The 22,577-nt window shown below is 36.9% G+C and carries 16 protein-coding genes; 6 read left to right on the top strand and 10 right to left on the bottom strand.

What is annotated here, in order from left to right:
- Positions 1-86 precede the first annotated feature (86 nt).
- The 4 genes from ACEQ81_RS10030 to ACEQ81_RS10015 all read left to right on the top strand — a co-directional run bounded on the left by ACEQ81_RS10030 (position 87) and on the right by ACEQ81_RS10015 (position 4,618).
- Positions 87-515, top strand: a complete 429-nt coding sequence (locus ACEQ81_RS10030) for a hypothetical protein (protein ID WP_411030749.1) — start codon at positions 87-89, stop codon at positions 513-515.
- Between the two features lie 46 nt (positions 516-561).
- The gene (locus ACEQ81_RS10025) at positions 562-1,050 is read left to right on the top strand and encodes a hypothetical protein (protein ID WP_411030748.1); all 489 of its coding nucleotides are present in this window, start codon (positions 562-564) and stop codon (positions 1,048-1,050) included.
- 179 nt (positions 1,051-1,229) lie between these two features.
- Positions 1,230-3,410, top strand: coding sequence for a DUF5916 domain-containing protein (locus tag ACEQ81_RS10020; RefSeq protein ID WP_411030747.1), 2,181 nt, complete (start codon positions 1,230-1,232; stop codon positions 3,408-3,410).
- 752 nt (positions 3,411-4,162) lie between these two features.
- Positions 4,163-4,618 (top strand): hypothetical protein, encoded by a 456-nt coding sequence (locus ACEQ81_RS10015; protein WP_411030746.1) that lies wholly within the window; start codon positions 4,163-4,165, stop codon positions 4,616-4,618.
- Positions 4,619-5,017: 399 nt separating this feature from the next.
- Here the strand turns inward: ACEQ81_RS10015 and ACEQ81_RS10010 are convergent, their stop codons facing one another.
- The 4 genes from ACEQ81_RS10010 to ACEQ81_RS09995 all read right to left on the bottom strand — a co-directional run bounded on the left by ACEQ81_RS10010 (position 5,018) and on the right by ACEQ81_RS09995 (position 8,847).
- Entirely contained in the window at positions 5,018-6,541 is a 1,524-nt protein-coding gene (locus ACEQ81_RS10010) for an ATP-binding protein (RefSeq protein WP_411030745.1), read from the bottom strand.
- A gap of 2 nt (positions 6,542-6,543) precedes the next feature.
- Positions 6,544-7,431: a hypothetical protein gene (locus ACEQ81_RS10005; protein WP_411030744.1), complete on the bottom strand. Its 888-nt coding sequence runs from the start codon at positions 7,429-7,431 to the stop codon at positions 6,544-6,546.
- A gap of 16 nt (positions 7,432-7,447) precedes the next feature.
- Positions 7,448-8,332, bottom strand: a complete 885-nt coding sequence (locus tag ACEQ81_RS10000) for a DNA-methyltransferase (protein WP_411030743.1) — start codon at positions 8,330-8,332, stop codon at positions 7,448-7,450.
- A gap of 113 nt (positions 8,333-8,445) precedes the next feature.
- Positions 8,446-8,847 (bottom strand): hypothetical protein, encoded by a 402-nt coding sequence (locus ACEQ81_RS09995; protein ID WP_411030742.1) that lies wholly within the window; start codon positions 8,845-8,847, stop codon positions 8,446-8,448.
- An 863-nt stretch (positions 8,848-9,710) separates the two neighbouring features.
- On the opposite strand from ACEQ81_RS09995, the gene ACEQ81_RS09990 reads away from it, so the two are divergent.
- Entirely contained in the window at positions 9,711-10,511 is an 801-nt protein-coding gene (locus ACEQ81_RS09990) for a DUF1080 domain-containing protein (RefSeq protein ID WP_411030741.1), read from the top strand.
- Between the two features lie 16 nt (positions 10,512-10,527).
- Positions 10,528-11,970: a Gfo/Idh/MocA family protein gene (locus ACEQ81_RS09985; protein ID WP_411030740.1), complete on the top strand. Its 1,443-nt coding sequence runs from the start codon at positions 10,528-10,530 to the stop codon at positions 11,968-11,970.
- A gap of 197 nt (positions 11,971-12,167) precedes the next feature.
- On the opposite strand, the gene ACEQ81_RS09980 is transcribed toward ACEQ81_RS09985, so the two are convergent.
- From ACEQ81_RS09980 to ACEQ81_RS09955, 6 genes are all read right to left on the bottom strand, one after another.
- Positions 12,168-13,670 (bottom strand): MBL fold metallo-hydrolase, encoded by a 1,503-nt coding sequence (locus tag ACEQ81_RS09980; RefSeq protein ID WP_411030739.1) that lies wholly within the window; start codon positions 13,668-13,670, stop codon positions 12,168-12,170.
- Positions 13,671-14,199: 529 nt separating this feature from the next.
- On the bottom strand, positions 14,200-16,350 hold the full coding sequence (locus ACEQ81_RS09975; protein ID WP_411030738.1) for a PQQ-dependent dehydrogenase, methanol/ethanol family: 2,151 nt from the start codon (positions 16,348-16,350) through the stop codon (positions 14,200-14,202).
- A 502-nt stretch (positions 16,351-16,852) separates the two neighbouring features.
- The gene (locus ACEQ81_RS09970) at positions 16,853-17,803 is read right to left on the bottom strand and encodes a polysaccharide deacetylase family protein (protein ID WP_411030737.1); all 951 of its coding nucleotides are present in this window, start codon (positions 17,801-17,803) and stop codon (positions 16,853-16,855) included.
- Positions 17,804-18,375: 572 nt separating this feature from the next.
- The gene (locus ACEQ81_RS09965; RefSeq protein ID WP_411030736.1) at positions 18,376-19,221 is read right to left on the bottom strand and encodes a LytTR family DNA-binding domain-containing protein; all 846 of its coding nucleotides are present in this window, start codon (positions 19,219-19,221) and stop codon (positions 18,376-18,378) included.
- Positions 19,222-19,227: 6 nt separating this feature from the next.
- Positions 19,228-20,991: a serine hydrolase domain-containing protein gene (locus ACEQ81_RS09960; protein WP_411030735.1), complete on the bottom strand. Its 1,764-nt coding sequence runs from the start codon at positions 20,989-20,991 to the stop codon at positions 19,228-19,230.
- Between the two features lie 29 nt (positions 20,992-21,020).
- Entirely contained in the window at positions 21,021-22,169 is a 1,149-nt protein-coding gene (locus ACEQ81_RS09955; protein WP_411030734.1) for a serine hydrolase domain-containing protein, read from the bottom strand.
- Positions 22,170-22,577: the final 408 nt, after the last annotated feature.

The following is a 22,577-nucleotide window of genomic DNA, read 5'->3' as shown; positions in this document are numbered from 1 at the left end:
ACAACCAATTAATCTGGTATTTTGTTTAACTTTTGCTTGCAAAATGGGCAATAATGGGCTAAATTGATAAACATAAACCAACCGCCATGAGTGCCGTAAACAATGCCAGATACGTTTGGATATTTAATTTTAACAGCAAACCCACGGGCATTTGGGTATCTAAGGTAACCAGTGTAGATCCCAACCTTAGCAACGTATTAAAATCAGCCGTTACCAAGGAAAATTCCATGATTACCAATGCGGGTTATGATCCCAATAAATTGGGTTTTGGAACTAAATTGTATAAGACCATGGCGGAACAGAATTACCGTACCGTGGCCAATGAGTATACCGTAGTTGCCAATAATGTGGCCTTTGATGGGGGTACTTTTTTTATGTTGAGTAATAACCGGGCACCAAGTGAATCCGACAACCCCAAGGGGGAGTGGGAGGTACGTAAAAATGGGGGACAGTTTAACCTTTTGCCCATACAAGGGGCTACGCTAAAAAATAAAAAATGGTGGGAGTTTTGGTAAAGTACCTGCAATCACCTGTAAATGGATATAATTATAAAAAAGACATATGCACATAACCAATATTAATCGCCTATTCTGTTTTTTCTTGCTATTGATTTGTGTACGGGTAGGGGCACAGCAAGAAGAAGCCGTGGAAATGGATAATAAGGAACAATTTGTAGAGGAAGATGCCAGAAGGCTGGCATTGCTAAAAAGCTATGAGGCAGGCACGGTTACTGTAGACTCGGTATGTGCGGCCTGGGAATTTGCGGCAGGGGCGCATATAGGGATATTGGGTTTTTCCAAAGAGGACGGTAATTTTAGAATTCATATGGGTCGCGATGTAGAGACCTATGTATTGGAAAAATCCTTGGGCACCAAACTAAATATAGAACAGGGGAGGGTAGTTTTAAACGGCCCTTGTATCAAGAATTATGAAGAAACCTATGATTCTAATTTCAATTCTACGGTAAAAATTCAATGTACTTTATATTTTGAAGGTAATCTATTGGTAAAGAATGCGTGTACGGATATAACGCTGCTTGCTGTTAAGTAACAAAAGTGGTATCGGAAACTTCTTTTTACAACGATACGGCAACATTTTGTTCAGATATTGCACATTACGAGCTAAAACTGTACTTTCAACCTTCTTTTTAAACAAACCCATGCCATATTGATGTGTCATTACCAAAATAGTAAAGCCCGTTTCTCTATTGCTTTAAGGGAGAAAGAGGAATGATAAAAAGCAGCATCTTAATTTTCGCCATCGGCCTAGGCATCTTTACTGCCACTGCCCAAAAAAAGAACGAAGCCTTCCAATACCATATCCGAAAAACGGCGCATCCGGTAGTTATAGATGGTATAGTAGATGAGATGGCCTGGCAACAAACCGATGTGGCCGATGATTTTTTTATGGTATTGCCCATGGATACCGGAAAGGCAGAGGAGCGTTCCGAAATACGTATGACTTACGATACCAAAAACATCTATTTGGCCGCTACTTTTTATAACAGTGTGCCCGGTAAGTATTATGTAGAATCGTTACGGCGCGATTTTTCCTTTGGTAAGAACGATAACTTTTTACTTTTTATGGATCCTTTCAACAACCAGACCACGGGTTTTTCGTTTGGTTCCAATGCCGCTGGGGCGCAATGGGATGGTACCATGTTTGAAGGGGGCCGTGTAGACCTAAATTGGGACAATAAATGGATTTCTAAGGTGAAACGCGACCCGGACAAATGGGTGGTTGAAATGGCCATTCCCTTTAAATCTATCCGTTACAAAGCAGGTGTTATGGAGTGGGGGATAAATTTCAGTCGGCTCGACCTAAAATCGAGTGAGAAATCGAGTTGGACACCCATCCCCAGGCAATTCCCTACGGCGTCCTTGGCGTATACCGGGGTATTGGTCTGGGATGCACCACCACCGGCACCAAGGACCAATATTTCTGTAATTCCGTATGTATTGGGCGGTGTTACCGGAGGCTCTGAAAAGGAAACCGACACCCAGAAAAAAGTGGGAGGCGATGTTAAAGTAAGTCTTAGCTCTTCGTTAAACCTGGACCTGACGGTAAACCCCGATTTTTCTCAGGTAGAAGTAGATAGGCAGGTTACCAATTTAGACCGATTTGAGTTGTTTTTTCCCGAAAGGCGGCAGTTTTTCCTGGAAAACGGGGATTTGTTCGGCAATTTTGGATATCCTACCATCCGTCCATTTTTCTCTAGACGCATAGGGCTGGGGGTGCCCATACGTGCTGGGGCGCGACTAAGCGGTAATTTGAACGAGAAATGGCGCGTGGGACTCATGGATATGCAAACGGAAAGTATAGAGGATATAGGGCTACCCAACCAGAATTTTGCCGTGCTTTCCTTACAACGTAAAATGTTTAGTCGATCTAGTATAGGGCTAATGTTCGTTAATAAAGAATCGTTACGGTATCCGCAAGAAGCGGATTCGTTGCGTACCGTATTCCCAAAGTTCAATCGCAACGTAGGAATAGAGTATAATTTGGCTTCTTTTAATAATCTATGGACGGGTAAGGCCTTTTTCCTTAAATCTTTTTCTCCCAGTCGTATTGGTGATAATGGCGTTACCCAAGCGGCGCATTTGGAGTATAAGAGCCGAAGATGGAACTGGAGGGTACAAGAACAGTCCGTAGGGGAGTCGTACAGGGCAGAAGTGGGTTTTGTACCCCGAAATGCCTATGTGAATGTAAATTCCTTTTTAGGGCACACTTTTTTTCCAAAGCAGGAAGACGGTAAACTGCTTAGCCACGGCCCAAAAGTGACCACTACCTATTTTTTTAATGAAAAACTAGAGCGTACCGATAACCTAAGTACGTTGGAATACCTGTTTAGTTTCCGCAATAGGAGCAGTTTTGAAGTAGGGTTAACGGACGAATATGTAGAACTATTGGCACCTTTTGATCCTACACAATCGGGCAAGGATTCCCTAGCTACGGGAACAAAACACCATTGGAATGCGGTTAGATTTGAATATGCCTCCAAACCCCAAAGTATGTTTACTTATACGGTGGGTGGGCGCTATGGCGGGTATTATTCCGATGGCGAACGCCTAAACATCAGCAGTGAGTTGGGGTATCGGTTTCAACCCTATGTAAGTATCAGCGGAAACCTAAGCTATAACCATATCCGTTTACCGGCACCTTGGAATACTACCGAATTTTGGCTGATTGGTTCCGAAGTGGATATTACATTTACCAATAAACTGTTTTTTGCCAACTTATTTCAGTACAACGAGCAGTCTAAAAACTTTAACCTTAATTCGCGTTTTCAATGGCGTTATAAGCCCGCTTCGGATTTATTTTTGGTGTATACCAATACGCAATTGTTAGATCCTAATACGGGAAAGGACTGGTCGCTTACCTTAAAATTTACACATTGGTTTAATTGGTAGAGGATGGCTGCTGTGTGGGTTCTTAAAATTTCTATTTTACATAATATAAATTATGGAACAAACCTACCCGTAATTTGTGTATAGCCCCGTCATGGCTATTTTATATAATATCAGATATGTAATCTTTAGAACCATATCGTCAGATATTATGTAAAAACAAATTACGGATATTGACAATAAGTTTTGTTGACAGAAAATACATCTTCACTAGTAGCTTTTATTAAAACCATGGCACGGGGTCATCAAACTTTCTTAAGAAATCGGCTTCGCCGCATGTTTGCATTTACTCACGTACAAATTATTTTACGGGTGTTCGTGAATGCTACGCATTTGTACCATAATTTGTCGCTATGTAAAATGGCTGCTCGGCCAACGCCATTTAAAAGCTAGCCTTTTAGATTCATTCAAAATTCTCGTATTCGAGGAAATGTATGCAAATTTTTTTTCTACGAGATTCTCGTCAGCTTGCCGCAAGAGTATAAAACTTTCCCTAGCTCAAATCCACGCTTCAAAATTTCTATACACTTGTTCTATGCATAACGTTCTAGTTGTGGATAAAAAAAAAATTCCATCTGGAAATAATTAGAACAAAATGTTTAAATTTAATCAGGTGTTTATGGTATGCCTGCTCATTCGTGCAAAGATTTCATCCACCATAATTGATAATATAAACCCTCAAGGCTTATTATCCGAAAAAAGTATACGAATGCACAACCTCTTGGATAATAATCTTTGGAACAAAGGATTATATTATGGATACTATTGATTTCTTTAAACTTCAATCTAAAAACTTACACAGAGATTTTAAAACTAGAAAACTTATCATTAACAATGAATTTGGTGAATTGTCATATGAATATGAGCCAAAGCATTTCGATATCGAATTAGTTATTTACGATTACAATCTTGATGAAGAAAACTTGACTTTAATGAAAGCCCAACACGCGATTGCACAAATGGCAGGGTTTAGAAAGTGGACCGATTTAATTAAAGCTTCTGAGACCGATTTGAAAATTGTAAAAATTCTATACGAAAATCAAGATATAATTGATTTAAGAATGTGGATAGATTACATTGCTGATGAAGAAAAAATGGATCAAACGAGATTTGACTCAGAGACAAAATTGGCTATTTGCGAGCAAGTCTTTGAAATGGGTGTTTTTGGTGATGTTTTATTTGATTGTTACCTTTTAGATAAAAAATACTGATGAAGAATTGAATATTCCTTTCTTTTTTCTTGATAAAAAAGAAACACGGCCGAGCGTAAAGAAAATATACCCAAAGTACATTTTTAGCGAGGAGCGAGCCGGCACGTTGGCGCTATAAAGGCAGACGCTTCATCTCGCCGCCAAAAGCAATCACCCACTAGGTAATTTCTTTTGTCACGTAGATAATTTTAGAAACAATCCTCCAAATGGCGGACAAGTTGTACGGCTCAGTCGCTATATTTTAGGATCCATTGTAACTCTTAAGACTGTTTTAACGTAAAAGCACCTTTTCAATTACAAAGAAAAATAGTAACCAGCCCCCTAAAATATGGCCGCTCCCCTCGCCTATTGTTTTACCAAAATCCTCTTAGGCCAATCAAGACAGTAATAAGTACAGTACTATTCTTGATGCTTTTCCATTTCGAGAGGAACTCTTAAAAGACCATCTTTAATGTGCTTTATCGTATCTGGGTCTAATCTGCCAACTTTAAAATTAGCTTTCCATTCAGAAACACCATCATATGTACAATGTCTAATAAAATTTAGAATACTGTCCGAACCTTTTAAGTACATCCAATGCGGATGTGCCTCATTAATTATAATAATTACTCTTTTATCACTTTGCGTTGACTCAATTAAAACATATGGGTCATTTGCAGATAATTGAGAATCCATGTATATAAGAATGTCTAAGCCGTCTACTTTTGCTTTAAGCGAAGCAGGAATTCTTTTTGTAACGGCTTGAACAAGATTAAGCTTCACTTTTTGAATTAGACTTTTTTCAGGAATTGCCATTCCAATGATTTTATCCTGAAATTCACCTGATGTAATTTCTTTTTCAAATTCATTTAGAGCTCTAGTACTATCGTCAACAGTTGGGGTTCTTTCATCATCCAAATATTTTCTGTATTCCAGCGCAAAGTTTTTATAATCTGCACATTTTTCAAATAAAATCTCTTCTAATTCCTCTTGCTCATTGTTCAAGAATATTATCTCATCTTTAGTGTGGCTTACCGCAAAATCATCCAAATGAATTTCACCGACCAATCTCTGGTTTACTAAATCATTTCTTCCTCCTTCACCATATAGAGTTTCTGGTCGATATGAATCTGGCCATCCCTTAATAACTCTGTTGTTTTGTATTATGGAAAATCCTGCATCTCTCCTACTTCCTTTTGCAAAAACACCTACCCATCCTGTGACTTCTTTTTCGTTTTCGTCTTCGCCAATTTTGAAACTAATATCTTTTTTCATTTTCTCTCCTTCATGATTTTCATATAACTTGCTGAAAATCATTTTCTCTGAGTCCCATTCTAGTAGCTCGTTTTGCCAGCTTATTTTCAAACCGTAATTGGCAAAGTCTTTTCTGTACATAGACCTTAAAAAGTTTTTAATCTTTCCTTTGGTCCGACCTCCTAGACCCCTATTCAATTGTTCAATAACTATAACCGTATAATGCTCATTAGCATCCTTTCCTTCAATTGGCTCATAGTTTACGTCCGTATTCTCCTGAGCTATTTTAGCAACATCTATTGTTGCATTATGCTCGACTGTTTCACCAAATTTCTTTGTCTTTATATGCCATACATTTCCTAACCAACACGCAGCGGTCTTCATACCTAGACCATATCGTGAACGTCCTTTATCATAGGCAGGTCTTTTCCCAACTATTAGTGCCGTTTCCAGATCCGTTTTTGACATACCAATCGAATTATCTGAAATAACAATTTGACCGTTACCGGAATCATAAACAATCGAAATTTTGAGACTTGTATTTTCTTCAGCAAATATTGGCTTGAGTACATCCTCGTTTCGTAAATAAGCTTCTGTAGAATTATCAACAAATTCTGCTAATGCATACCATGCCGTATAAGATAACCTCTTATAGGATTGTATTATTTCGGATCCAAATTTTACCTCCATTTTTAATTATCTTCTAGTATGAATTTTTTTCTACTTAGTCTTTTCAACATAAAACTGTCATTTGCTCTGGCTGCAATTGGACCAATTGGTTGCAAATATACCTTGCCAGTATCTTCTATCTTCTTCCACTCACTATTTTGCCCTTTATAAGTTATGGAAAAAGTATTAGCATCATCGCTACTTTCTTCAGATTGCCAGTAGTCTTTAGCCTTCTTTATAGCTTTCTTTAGCTTATTCTTTAACCCACTCATAGGTTTGTCTTCAATTTCAATTGTCAGAACATTCGGATTTGTTACTTGTAATAAATTGTTCATTGCATCCGCAAAATGACAATGTGATTCTTCTTCATAAATGTATGGATAATCCCCGCTAATACTATAAAGCTCTAAACCTTTGTTGTTTTTATAAACTTTCAAAATACAATTAGTAGTATCTAACTCCTTGAAAGCATCGTGCCATTTAGAATTCATGTCATCCACAATTAGCATAACCTTAGGGTTATTTTGAGTGGCCTGGTAGATATCTTTGTAGTTTAGGCTGCAGTTCTCGGCGAGATACTTAGCTTCCGAAAAGGAATTATAATCTCCATTTATGAAGTCAACAATCTGCTTGTGAACATGACTAAGTTTGTCTTCAATTCGTTCAACTTCAATTATCCACCACTCTTTAAAATCTTTTCTAATTAAGGCGAAGTCTGGTTTACTGCCTTTGGCAAATCCTTTTTGAGTAATTTTTCTATTATAAGGCACAGCATGGTATTCTGGGAATAAAGTTTTTAAATGTAATTGAATCATTCTATCATACTGATATTCCCTGTAAGGGTGTATGACTTTTAGCTCTTCATACCAAAGGTTTTCCGATGTTGCCCAAATTTTTGAAACTTTCCCCATTTTTATTACAAAAGAATTAGGATTTAAATCGTCCTTTTGAACCTAGAATATAATCTTCATTTGGTTCCACTGAAATCCAGTTCCTATTAAGCTCCTCAGCTACCATGCCTGTGGTGTTGCTGCCACCAAACGGGTCGAGAATTAAATCATTTTCATCAGTCAGAAACTTAATAAAAAACTCTGGCAAAGAAGCCGGCATTCTTGCTGGATGCGGTTGTAAATTATTCTTTTTACAATATTTCTGATACATGGTGTTTGATTGTGTATTGGCTGCTGTAATTACATTTGAAGGTATAGCACCCTTATTGTTTTTCAAAAACGATTTTTCACCAATATTGTGTTCCGAAGGTCTGTTACCTGAATTATACTTTTTGTTTTTTAACAGATTCTTCATAGACTTGCTATATTCAACTAATACCTTTCGATTATCTGCTTTTGGATAAGGCGTTTTGCTCATCCACCAGAAATAGGTAAACGAATCTTTTACTCTATTTCTCTTGACATTTACCCATTGAGCTGGACTTGGTAGTTTGGCAGGATTATTCCAAACAAATTGCTGGCAAAGGTGCAGCCCACCTTTTTCAAGAAATTCCAAAAGAGATTTGAGAGCTAACGTGGACATAACAGGAACCCCAGGTTCCCATGAATTTCCGACCTCCATAACAATTGAGCCATCCTCAGCTAGACAATCTCCAAATAACGGTGCTAATTCCGACAGCCATTTGATGTATTCTTCACCTTGAAGATTACCATATTTTTTCTTTCTATTTAATGGAAACGGAGGGCTCGTAAAAATCAAATTTACCTTGCCTTTATACTTGTCAAATTTCTTAGAATCCAGAGCCTTTTCAATTGTTCCATTGTAAAAAATTCCTTTTTCGGTCTTATACGCTATTTTCATTTGCGATGAATCAACAATAAAAGCAGTTGATTTAGTTGGTTTTGTTAAGAACCAAAGATATGATTTGAACTGACAATCGCAATGAGATTTTTAATTCATTTTGTTGCCTCGTTTTAATTCTTTTTACGCGTTTTAAAAGTTGAGTAATATGGGTCTAATATTTTCCTATATGCATCTCTTACGCTGTCCAAACCTATTCCAAGTTCCGCAATATCTTCTCTATTATACTCCTCAGGATTTAGCCAATACTCAGCCTTTTGGTTACAAATAATTGAAAGTTCCTCATCTAGATGTCTAATTGGAATTGAAGCAGCAGACCAGTATTTCACTAATAAGGCTTCACGCTCTAAGTTTCTTGCTTTACCATTATTAATATCTCTGTAATAAAGAAAAGTTTCATCTAGAGCATTAGAAATCGCTCTTAGAGCAGAGTCTTTCAATTCTCGTTTATCTTTTGAAAGCGTAGCTATAGGCCCTAATAATTTAATAAGTCCGTTAATTATTTCCGTGAGCATGTTTACGTTTATTTTTTGAAAAATAATCTACGCATGGTACGACTAATCAAGCATCTACCAAGCTGAGATTAAATGAAATTAAATATATGAAAAATTAACAAGTAATCAATTACGGAAATCCGTAAGTAAAATAGCCGCTCGGCCAACGCCATATAAAAGCTAGCCCTTTAGATTCATTCAAAATTTGAGTATTTGAGGAAATGTGTGCAAAATTTTTTTCTACAGTATTCTCATCAGCTTGCCACAAGAGTACAAAATTTCTCTTGGCGCAAATCCACGCTTTAAAATTTCTATACACTTGTTCTATGCAGAACGTTCTAGTTGTTGATAAAAAAATTCTGTCCGGAAATAATTAGAACAAAATGTTTAAATTTAGTCAGGTGTTTATGGTATGCCTGCTCGTTTGTGCAAAGATTTCATCCACCATAATTGATAATATAAACCTTCAAGGCTTATTATCCGACAACAGTATACAAACGCGCAATCTCTTGGATAATAATCTTTGAAACAAAGGATTATATTATGAGTACTATGGATTTCTTTAAACTTCAATCTAAAAACTTACACAGAGATTTTAAAACCAAAAAACCTGTCTCCGACGAGGTAGATCGAGATTGGTTATATGAATATGAACCAAAGTATTTTGCTGTTAACAATAATTCTTTAAAAATAATTGCTCGTCAAAAATCAAAAAGAACCAATAAACTTTTGGCCAATAAAATAAACAGTGATTGATGATAATAGAATTAATTTATAAATTCGTTCAACTGAAATTGAACAAAAAGCAGATGTTCAAAACCTATCTGCAATAGCTTTTAACGAAAAACATACAAATAAGTATAACCAATTGAATAACAAAAACTATGAAGAAAATCGCGATTCTGATATCGTTTGTAATCATCGGTTCTTGCAAGAAAGTGCAAAAGACCGCAACCCAAGAAGACACGGCGGAAGAAGTAAAGCCACAATCTGAAGAATGGATCTATCTTTTTGATGGGACCAGCACCGATGGTTGGAGGGCCTATGGTGGTGAAACTTTACCCCCAGGATGGACCATCAAGGATGGCACGTTGACCTTTGATACTGAGTTGGGACTGGAGCAGGATTATAAAGGAGGCAAGGATATTATTTATGGCGCTAAGGAGTTCGATAATTTTGAGCTTTATCTAGAATGGAAATTGCCTGAAGGTGGCAATAGTGGCATCTTTTACCACGTAAAGGAAGGTTATGGTGGTCCGCCGGTAGTGTCTCCGGAATATCAGCTTATCGATGATGAAAACTATGCCAAAATTCATGATTTGACCGAATATAACTCCCAGTTTGGGGCCGAACATCCAGAATTGTTGCAAGACTGGCAGAAAACCGGTGCGGACTATGCGATGCACGTTGCTGATGAATCCCAAAAGGTATTGAATCCCGTAGGGGAATGGAATTCCTCTAAAATTGTCTTCACCCCAGAAAAAGTGGAGCATTGGCTCAATGGTAAAAAGTTGTTGGAGTTTCAACCATGGTCAGAGGAATGGAACAAAAAGAAAAACTCTGGAAAGTGGGACAATGCCCCCGATTATGGAAAATTCAAAAAGGGCTTTATTGCATTACAAGACCATGCAAGTCCTATTTGGTTTAGAAATATTAAAATCAAAGAATTACCTTCGAAAAAATAATTTATAACATAATAGTATGAGTAAGAAGACGTCAAATCAAGATAGGAGGGATTTTTTAAAGAAAAGTGGTGTAGGCGCCCTCGGTTTATTGGCCGCACCTTCCGTTCTTAGTGCCAATGAAAAATTAAGAGCAATAAAGCCAGAAGGCAGAATAAGAACAGCTCATATTGGGGTGGCCAATATGGGAGCTGCGGACCTTAATGATATTTCATCGCACCCGCAAGTTGACGTAGTGGCGCTTTGTGATGTTGACGCGATCAACTTATCCTCGGCACGAAAGAAACATTCCAAGGCCCGAGTGTTTTTTGACTACCGCGTGATGTTGGATGAGATGGCCGATCAAATTGATGCGGTAATCGTTTCCACACCAGACCATACCCATGCCCCTGCCTCGTTGATGGCCATGGAAAAGGATAAGCATGTGTATTGCCAAAAACCCTTGACCCATTATGTTTCTGAATCCAGAGCCATGAAGAAAATGGCTCAAGATAAAGGTCTAATCACCCAAATGGGCATACAGGTACATTCTTTCTACGATTATAAATTAGCCACCTTATTGATACAGGATGGTATCATCGGAAAAGTACACACGGTTCATGCGTGGAGCCCAAAATCATGGGGATACAATGGTGATGAGCCAGAAGGGGAAGACCCTGTACCCGCACAGTTGGACTGGAACCTTTGGTTGGGTACTTCGGCAAAGCGCCCTTACAAGGAAGGATACTACCATCCAGGGAACTGGAGAAAACTGATGGATTATGGATGTGGTACTTTGGGCGATATGGGCGTTCATATTTTTGACACGCCTTATAATGCATTGAATCTGGATGTCCCTAGGACCATTATAAATAAATGCCGTGAACCGAACGGTTATGGGTATCCGGAAAACAATACGGTTACATACGAATTTCCAGGAACCGAACACACAGGTAAATCATTAAAGTGGATTTGGTACGATGGCCCAGGAATGCCCCCTGCCCATGAAGATTTGGTGCTTCCAGGAGCAAAGACCGCGGGCATTAAGAAACAGACTATAAAAAACAACAATTCCTTGGATGCTGGCGTTGCTTCAGAGGGCCAATTACCAGAGCAGGGCGCTATGTTCGTGGGGACAAAAGGACGCTTGCTTTTGCCTCATTTTATGCAGCTGCCAAGAAAAATTGTAAGGGGCAAATATGTGGATATTTCCAAAGAAATTGCCAAGCAGAATTTGGGAGATCCCGTAAGAAACTATACCAGTGAAGGACCTAAGCACTATCACCAGTTTATTGATGCCTGTTTGGGCAAGGACAAATGTACCGCTCCTTTTGAATATGCCGCACGTTTGACCGAGACCATTCTTTTAGGCGTTATAGCGGGGCGTTTTCCCAATAAAACGCTACACTGGGACAGTGAAAAGGCAAGGTTTGCCGAAGAAGAGGCCAATCAATATTTGGAATCCCAATATAGAGGGTTTTAAGTATACGTACGGCACTTAAACAGAAAAATTTAGCCTGTCCGCCCAAGTAAAACGTAGGAGGATTGTTTTAGCTAAATCGAAAAATGAGATTATGCGTTAGTGAAATTTCATTTAAGATTCATGAATTCCTTTAAAAATCAATAGACAAGCAATGAACTAAAGTTTTATGAGGTGATGAATCTTGAAATAGTAATAATTTAGTCGTTAACAATAATTTTATTTAATTCTTTATCACTTAGTATTTTCCCATGCAACCCTAGTATTGTTTCTACTTCTAAATTCAATGCACTAATTTTATCCATTAGCTGTTTTTTTAATGTATTATCTAAAGACCATTCTCCAAAATTAATCATATCGGCTTGCCATAAAACTTTCTCATTTGGAAAATACATTATTAACATCTCATTGGAATGATCTGTAGGGCCAATGTTATAGATTTCAATATTTAAATTCTTATCGCTGATCTTTAACTCGTTGTCAACTATTTGAATGTCAGGTATTTTGTTGTTTTTAGATTGACTATCAGGTTTTAAATTAAATGGAGTGTTGGCTATTCTTTTTAGCAAATCCGAATTATACGGTGTAGATATTATTTCGACCCCTAAACTCATATACTCTCTAATTCCGCCCCAATGATCGTTATGATGATGACTTTGAATTAAGTATTTTATAGGTTTATTTGGTATAACTTCTTTTATCTTATCAATTGCCTCCTTACTAATATCATTATTAACAGGAGCTTCCGCAACCAACACGGAGTTTTCTAATTCTACAAAAAGTATATTATATGACCATTGAGATTTAGAATCAGTTATATTTTCAATTAAATAAATGTTGTTTGATACTTTCTTAACCTCCGAATATAATCTATAAGAGTAATCTGAAGAAGTATAGTCTTCCATGCTCTTATGTCCTTTTATGTTGTTTTCATCCAAGTCTTTAATAACAATATTAAAGTGATTTACAACGTCTTCCCATACACCATAATAACCTCCGGAGCTCACTTTAGTGGGTAATTTTAGTTGTTTAACATCTAAGTAATCACTAAAAGTGATTGTTTGGACTCCATCTCCATAAGGTTCATAATTCCGAAGTGTTTCTACTTTATTTAGCAGTCCTGTTTCTGTATCTATATATAAATTTCTCTTATAACCATTAAAATATGACGAAATTACTTGATACTCAATCCCTTGTTCATTAACAATACCATCGTATGTTATACTTGAAGGGGTTTTTAAACATTCTGTTAAATAGCTTTGAGGGAAATATCTAAATCGATTAAATCTTACAGAAGATGTTTTTTCATATGTTTTAGTATTATAATCATACCCAATTACAGAATCTTGATCTGAAACTGCAATGTAGATAAAATCAAATCCTGCAAACCTGTTTTTATTAATACTTACCTCGAGCTTATTTTTTCTATCTATGTAAAATTCTGTTTCTAGTTTGTATCTTTCAAATGGAGGTTCAGAGACTAATGATTGACCTCTATGAATACCATCTTCGGCTACAATAGCAATCCCAATTTGAAGCAAGGAGTCTGTAAGGTGGCCATGTAACTCCAAAGATTTTTTTACAATGTTTATACCCTTAGTGCTTTTTTCCAATAGATCTAATGATTGATCTTCTGTATGTATCCGATCCTTGCAAGAAGTAAATAAGACATATACTAATAACAGTAATTTTAAATATTTCATACTTTATAAATAAGGTTCATTACTATGCTTTTGTTACTCCTGTATAAAAATTTTAGACCAATTTAACGACCATTGTTTCAAAGGTTTGATAGCATTTGTTAAATCATTACCCGCTTCTATCGTTTCGTACCCATCGAGTGTTATGTAGCAATCCTACAAAAAATGCACTTATTATACAAATTTTGGTTTACTATGGGGTATTAAAAGTGATGTTAAAACCATTCCACACACCTGCCTGCAGGCACGGTATTGCCTTCCCTCCTACCGATAGCTATCGGGACGTCGCTTCGGGTTAAGCGTGGTCCATTACCTTTTTTTGAGAATATCTTTAGGAGAATTTTTTTAGGAATTATGGTACAAACATGCCAACGCATCACCTCTCCCCTACTTCAAAAAGTCTACTAGACCTTTTTCATTAGGCCGTACCAAAGCTCAAGTTACACCTGCCTGTCAGCTTGCAGCATTGTTTGCTTCATTTAAAAAAGTTTTAATCGTTTATTGTTAGAAGGAGTAGCAAACCTAAGAAACGTTATTCCGTTGTTTTACTTTCTGCTATTATACTATTATTTGCAATGTGCCTTATATAGTGCCTTAAATTGAGTAAATCTTCATCGGTCAATTTTTCATAATTGGGCATTCCTTCATCTAATTTTATGCCATGCTTTACAACTGATTTGAAAGCTACTGAATCAATGCAAATAAGAGACGCTCGAAGATCTGGTGCCATACCTCCTGATATACCACTACCTCCGTGGCATCCACTACAGGAATAACCATAATATAATTTTGCTCCTTTAGCAGCACGATCTTCATCTACACTAAAACTTGGAATAGACAATGGTTTAGGAAAAAAAGGTTTGGGTTGCTTTGGTATCTTCGCTTTACCTTCAAGTGAGAAAGTAATTAATCTACGTGTATGTACTCCATATGACCAGCCCATGTCATAGGCGTCTTTCCCTCCTACTCCTGCATATACACCGCCCCAACCTACTAAAACCGAAATATATTGTTTCCCTTCTATTTTATATGTAATAGGAGGAGCAGAAATTCCTAATCCGGCGTCAAACTCCCAAAGAATATTACCATTTTCAGCGTTATAGGCAAGTAAAATGCCATCGGATCTGCCCTGAAAAACCAAATTTCCTGCAGTGGTTAAAGCTCCTCCGTTCCAAAATTTATCTTGAGGTATTGACCACGCTTCTTCCTGTTTGATTGGATCCCAAGCAATTAATGACGCTGGATAATCTTTTGGTGGTTTTACTGGTGGATAATCTCCTGGCGGGTTTTCTGGCAGATATAATCTCACTCCGGTACCACCACGAAAATCTACTGATTGCCACTTTTTAATATCAATAGTGTGATCTGAGTATATAAAGCCTTCATGTAGAGCAGGTATATATACCAATCCTGTTTTTGGGTTATAAGACATTGCTTGCCAAATATGAGCGCCATTAGCTCCTGGAGTTATATATGCAGGGCCTTTTTCATATCTAATATTTTCTGCTTCAACAGGTCTCCCGGTATTTAAGTCAATATGGCTAGCCCAACTTGTTTCAACGTAAGGTTTCGCAGAAATTAACTTTCCATTAGCTCGATTTATAACATAAAAAAAACCGTTTTTGGGCGCATGTAAGATTGCTTTTATTTTCTCATTATTAATAGTTAAGTCTGCTAAAACAATATCCTGAGTAGAATTGTAATCCCAACTTTCTCCTGGTGTAGTCTGATAATGCCACAAATATTTTCCCGTATCAGGATTAAGGGCTACAATAGAACAAAGAAAAAGATTATCGCCTCCACCAGGGCTTCTAATTTTTTGATTCCATGGCGAGCCGTTTCCAGTACCAATATACAATACGTCAAGATCAGGATCATAGGTAAAACCATGCCATGCATTTCCACCTCCGCCATGTTTCCACCATTCACCCTTCCAGGTTTCGGCTGCCATTTCCATTGCTTCATTCTCAAATCCTTTTTTCGGATCACCTGGTACTATATAAAATTTCCATGCTTCTTTTCCTGTTTCGGCATCAAATGCTATTACAAACCCCCTTGAAGGTCCAGCTTCCGTTCCCCCATTACCTATTAAAACCTTCCCCTTAAAAGCTTTAGGTGCTCCCGTAATATAAAGAGGGCGCTTGGGGTCGAAAGTCTCAACCATCCATAATTTCCTGCCTGTTTCTGCTTCAAGAGCAAATAATCGTCCATCCCAGGTAGCTCCAAAGACTTTTCCTTTATAAAAAGAAAGGCCTCTATTATGAATCCACCCAGCTTGTCTTTTCCCTCGAATTGCTTTTCCAACTTCCGGATCAAATTTCCAAATTAAATCTCCTGTAACAGCATTCACAGCTCTTACTATATTCATTGTGCCCGTAAAATACATTACGCCATTGACAACCAAGGGTGTAGATACTAATCCAACATCCCCTGATAAATCCATGTACCAATCAACTTTTAGCTTATTTACATTCCCAACTTTTACTTGGTCTATTGGACTGAAACGTGTTTCGCTATGTGTTCTTCCATAAGCAAGCCAATCAGATTCTTCGTTTTCATTTGATATAGCAATATCATCTATTACTTTGTACTCAATCCTCTTACATGAAATTAGAATTAAAACAAGTAATAAAAGAGAATAAACAAAGGAGATAGTAGCTGGGAACCTAATGCTTTTTTGCATTTTTTTTAATAATTAGATTTATTAAACTTTGATTATGCATACAAAATTTTCAAGATTCAAAATAAAGAAAAACAAAATATAAATACCGCTAAAACTATATTTTGCAGTGACTGGACAATAAATTGGTAGTGAAATGAAGTTATTATGCTTTTTTTTTGAAAAGACATCATTATTTCCTTATTGTAATTTCTACTAACACCGCGTTTTGTGCTATTTTGTTGCATTTATATTTTGATATTCTTTAAACAATATAAGTAGGAATATGAATATTTGAAACTTCATCGCATTCCCCAATTATCTTTCATTAGCCTTTAAATTTGAAAAATACGCCTCCGTCCCAATCCTGCCCATAGTCCTATTTTACCAATTTTTTCGGAGTCAAGATTTAAATCATTACCCGCTTCTATCCTTTTATACCCATCAAGTGTTATGTAGCAATCCTATAAAAAATGCAATTATTATAGAACATTTTGTGTTTTAGGTTTAGCCTGTCAAGAACTCCTTATTTTGAATAAAACGCATCTTTAATTTGTCGCCAAGTAACCAGTATAATATTTTCCTCTTTAAGAGTATTTTTACAGGTATCACTTGTAAAAAAATCAAAATCTTTCTGTCTCCATTCATTACCCCAGTCGGGATGATCAATATTCATACCTTTCATTTCATCATTATCATAAGCTGTATGAATCAAGAAAGTGGACAAACCGGGTTTTAAATTTTTAATCGCATTAATATAATAATCTTCTGGTCCCTTAAGGTATTCTTCTGGCCTAATAGTTAAAACCTCGTCCAATAAAATTGGTAGATCATACTTTTTAAGAAGCTCTTCAGGAACAGCTTGTTTGGTTGCAAGAACTGGTAACTTATATAGTTTCCCCATTTTAAAATAAACTTCTAGTAGTTCTTCGGACTGAAACAAGCAGCCCATATGGCTATCTAAGTGAGTAGGTTCCAATCCCATGGAATACGCCCTGTCAATTTGTGCCTTTAATTCGATCGCTACTTCGTCAAGATTCAGGGTTGGTATACATCCTTCATGAAAATATCCAAATTCATTAATTAAACTGGGGACTTTTTCGATGGAACTAACAGGTCCCCATCTATAATTTTTCCATTCTGAAGATAAAACCAGGTGCAAACCAAAATCATGTGTTGTGGCATTTTTTTTGGCGTAGTTCGCAACTTCTAATACCCACGGTGTAGGCATCATAACACTTGCTGAATTTACAGAACCATTTTCTATGGCCTCGATAGAAGCCATGTTTTCAGAATGAGACACACCTAAGTCATCGGCATGAATAATTAGCAGTTTTGCATCAGCAGCATAACCTAATTTAGTTGCAATGTTATCTTGTGCTTTAACCGATAATGCAATTAATATGAAAATTGATGCCAACGTGAATCTACTAACAGATATAAAGTGTTTTCTTTGAATGATCTCTTTAGTTTTCATTGTTTCGAATTTGTTCTGTTCATCCTTAATTTGAACTTTGGTTTAACTTCGTTGTTTGTTAGTATGTTTTTGTTTTAACGGATTTCCAACTTCGAATATAATCTTCGACACTATTTTAGTTTCATTACCGAGAGCGTCTATTTTATATCCATTGCCAAAATGTATAAAATTATATGCATAAACTTTATTTTTCGTTTTATTATTTTTTATGCGAGTCTATTTTCAGAGCAGACTATCTACCACCCAATGGATATTGGACCTTTGTTGAAGGCAAAAGAATCAATGAAAAATAGTTAATCGCTAAAAGCGTAAAATACGTGAAGGAGACTTTAGGTTAAGATAATGCCACAAGACATTGGGCAAGTCGGGGGGCATATAAGTATTCCAGGGTCTGTTCTGTTCAATTTTGGCTAATTGTGATTTAATTGTGTTGATTTAATGTCTTTCAATAATATATCATGATTTTTTGACTTTGTTGCAATTCCCGTTTGGAGCTATCTAGCTCTAACGTCGATTCATCCACTTATACCTTTAGTTGTTGTACCCAAATGAAATGATTGCTTGCAATAATGTTATTGTCGATGTGCGTTAATCCAAGCTCTAAATGAAGAGGCTTTACTTCTACTTACGAAAATACTTCCCGATAGGTCAGCCACGGTGCCGGCGTTAAGAAAAACTTCCACTTTGCCGTTCTCAGCACTTTTAAAGGAATCGATAATGGCCAAGGACACTATAAATTGCCGATTGGCCCTAAAAAAACGGCCTGAACTCATCTCTTCAAATTCACCCAAGGTTTTTTCCAAGACAAACTTTTTATTGTGATCATTTACTACATAAGTAGTTCCCAAAGAAGTATAAACACAAAGAATCTCTTTCAAATCCATTAGTTTAAAGGACATTCCCTGGATTACCTTAACTTTTGGCGATTTTTCTTCCTTTGCTATTCTTTTTGTCGACAACAAATACAATCCCAGATAAAGGCAGTGAAAAAACAATATAAACACCAGGGCCAATACCGTATCTTGTGTATAAAAGTTAAAGGACAGGGAAAGTCTTTCTCCATTAAAAAATATGTAATCCAACAACTCATTAAGCAATATGCTGAAAATAACTACGCTTAAAGTATGCAGGGTAAGCTGATAGGTGACCCTTTTTACAAAATCTTGGTGTAATGGAATCTTTTTGTTTAAAACCTTTACTCCCAGGGCGTAGAACTCTATAATTATATAGGTAGTTATTATGTCTAGTACATAGAAATACAGATATTGGATACCTATATTCTTTAGATTATAAGTAATTAAAAAATTGAGGGTGGTTATTGAAAAGGTAATGAGCCAGGTATAGGGCTTTCTAAAAAGCAGCTCTTGTGCCTCCAACGTCTTCCCTTTATTCTTATCATCAAAAAAATGTATGGACATTTTAGTTTAATCTGTTATTTTTTGAAGCTCGTAACCCGATAGTTTTAACCGATATGCTCCATTTTTTTTCAATAGTTCAACAGTTTCCCCTCCAAAAAAGGCAAAATTATACCCAGGGATTATTGCCATAGTATCTGATTTGGGCGATAATCCTTGTTGAAAATTTATTTCACTTGGATAGGATGTATGTACCTTAATTTCCAAAACACCAAACGCATTAATAAGCAATTTTACCTTATCTATTGTTTTGTATTCAGTTTCGTCATAGTTGACCACCTCATAATCTCCAACGGCTTTTTTCCACGTATCGGGAATCTGTTTACTTTCGATTTTTGATCCGGCAATCTTTCTTACTCCACTTTCATATTGCTCACCTAAAACAAGCTCATCACCTACTTTATCCCAAAAAATATCCATGGCATGAATTTTAATGCCCATCGCTTTGACAGACAATTTAAGGACGTTTTCTTCACGTGTGGTAGCAATTCCCTTTCGATTATCCTGACTAAGCGCCACATCAAACTTTTTGCCATTGGCTTTCAAATTCAAAATCCCTATGTTGGTACTATAGGTACCTTCCAATTCCTTCATCTGGGTAGCGGTCAAAGTGGTTCTGCCCGATCTTCTTTTTATGGTGGGAAAACTACCTTTCCATTTATATCTTTTGGATAAAAAGTCAAATGTTTCGGACCAAACATCCCAATGTAGTTTGCTTGAAGAATTGGAATTACTGCAGACAATTACCGCTGAGCCATTCTCCGGAATGAAAAATACATATGTGTAAAAAGGTTCGTGGATTCCTGCTTTTTTTACCCTATTAAAACCACCAAATGGCTGAATTTCCCACATTATCCCAATAGTTGTATTGTAGGCCATTGGGGCATTAACAAATTGATGTGTCAGGGCTTCCTTTACAATTTCCGGTTTTAAGAAAGATGCAGTACCATCTTGGTGATTAGGAAAATAGAGTTGACATAATTTGGCCAAATCGGAGGTTGTGGACAAAACCCCGTCCGAGCCAGGGTAACTGTATTTGTACGTTTCTCTTATCTCTCCGTTCAAATATCCTTTAGTGGTTGTAGGGCCAAAGCCCGAATTGTTCATGCCCAATGGTTTAAATATATGGTGTAACACGTATTCTTCATAGGGTGTTTTTGTGACCCGCTGTACCAACAAAGCCAATAGATCTACTCCCCAGTCCGAATACTGATATACTTTACCCGATGGGGCGATAAGATATTCATCACGACTATTGTGTAAAAGGCTGTCCAGCGGCAGATATTCTTTTTTAAGGAACCCTTTGGCCCTTAATCTGGGCATACCGGCATAATGTGTCAGCAGATGCCTTACCGTAAAATCGATAGGACCCGCAAAGTGCTTTTTCATTTCAAAATCCGTGACATAATAAACATAGGGTTTATCAATATCAATAATACCTTCAGAATACAATTTAAGAACTGTTGTTGATGTAACGACTTTAGAGACAGATCCAATGGGGTATTGGGTATTGGAATTAGCTGATGTTCTGGTCTCCAAATCGGAGAAACCGAATCCTTTGTCCATAATCACCTCATTTTCCATAACCACCGTAACATTTGCCCCGATAACATTATGTTTTTTCATTTTTTTGGAGACGAAATCAGGAAAGGTGGTTTGAAAATCTGTTAGCTCCTTATCTTGCATTTGTGCTAAAATACTAGAACAGATAAAGAATAATAGTAAGGCATTTTTTATAGGTGATTTCAAGGTTTGCTTTTTTAAGGAATTCATATTTTTTATTTTATCGATAGCTTGATGCATTATTCGAAAATGGCCGTAATCATTGCAATCAAAAAAGACTCGTTGTACATTCTACCTAGTTCGGTATCCTGCAAAACTGTTCCAATATTTGTAGCGGTAACAATGTAAATGTCATGATCAGGGAAATACCACATATCCGCTCCCGCGCCAATGGCATCACCATCGTGTCCAATTGCAATACCATAGCCAACATCTCTTTGCCATACCCCTAAGCCATAGCCGATATAGTCGTCACCGCCAAGAGGTACAAAATCTAGCATTTCGGCTTTCAGTTCGTCAGATAACAAAGAACCGGTCATAATTCCTTTTAAGAATTTATAATAGTCCCTAGGCGTTGCAATTATACCATCGGATCCCGTAAAAATATTGGTAAGATGGTTTTGAATTTCAGACACATCTTCTATTTGCAGCGTATCAAATTGATCAAAATAGGAATGAACCAAATTGTTGGTTTGCGGATATTCCGATTCATTTTTGTAATAGGTGTGTTGGAGGTTTAATGGTGTAAAAATTCTTTCGCTATAAAACTTGGAGTGATCGCCTGTCACCTCCTCCACTAATGCCGTCAACAATTCGTACCCGGTAGAAGAATAGTTAAAATCGGTTCCGGGGGGAGCATAAAAGGCGTTTCCTCTTTCGTAATCTAATAGATCCGATGATTTTATGCTTAAAGGATCGGTTAAGACATCATTTACAAAAGCTTCGTTCCAATCAAAATTCGTTAAACCTCCCGTATGATTTAGTAACTGTCTTACGGTTATTGAATCGGTATTTTCAAATCCCAGAAGTATGGCACTGGGGATATGATTTGAAATAGGGTCGTCCAAAGCTATCAATCCATCCTGAACGAGCAAAAGTGTTGCAACAGCGCAATAGGTCTTTCCAATACTGGCTGAATACACTTCATTATTGATAGACATTGGAGTGTTGTCCTCTAAATTGGAATAACCAGAAGCACCCGCCCAGATACCATCTGGAGCAACCACTACGGCCGAAAGTCCTGGAATTCCATTAGACGTATACTCATCCAAAACATTTTGGAAGTTTACCGCATTGGGGTGTACGGGTTTATAAGTATCATCGTATGGGTCACAGCTAAAGTTAAGAACCAACACCATTATTAAAAGGATGTATTTCGTTAATTTCATTCGTTTTATTTTAAAAGTTGAACTTTCCATAACTGGTTTTGTTTTTGCCAAAGCAACAAACAAATTGAGCCACGATCGGGTAAACTTTTATTAAAAAATGGTAAAGTGATATGTTTTTAAAGGTGAAGTGTAATCGTATTTTGGTACTCGTTTGAAATCGCAATCAATAATGTTGCATTTTTATTGAAATGGATATATTGAATCTTATGTTCCTACACCATGCGAAGTTTACTATCCACGAACAGTTGCCTAATAAGAGTTTATACAGACCATAAAACCGCCTTCTTGGAGAAAATCCGTCAAAACAAGCAGTACTTCAATAGACATATAGTTACAAGATTTCGCTATATTTCCTTAAAAATCATGGAACTGCGTTTAGTAGGTCATTGGCAAACATAATAGATAACA

The organism is Spongiimicrobium sp. 3-5 (assembly GCF_046557915.1).
Lineage (GTDB): Bacteria > Bacteroidota > Bacteroidia > Flavobacteriales > Flavobacteriaceae > JBHEBG01.
The sequence above is the reverse complement of the archived record's forward strand: the minus strand, read 5'-3'. Positions and strand labels throughout refer to the sequence as shown.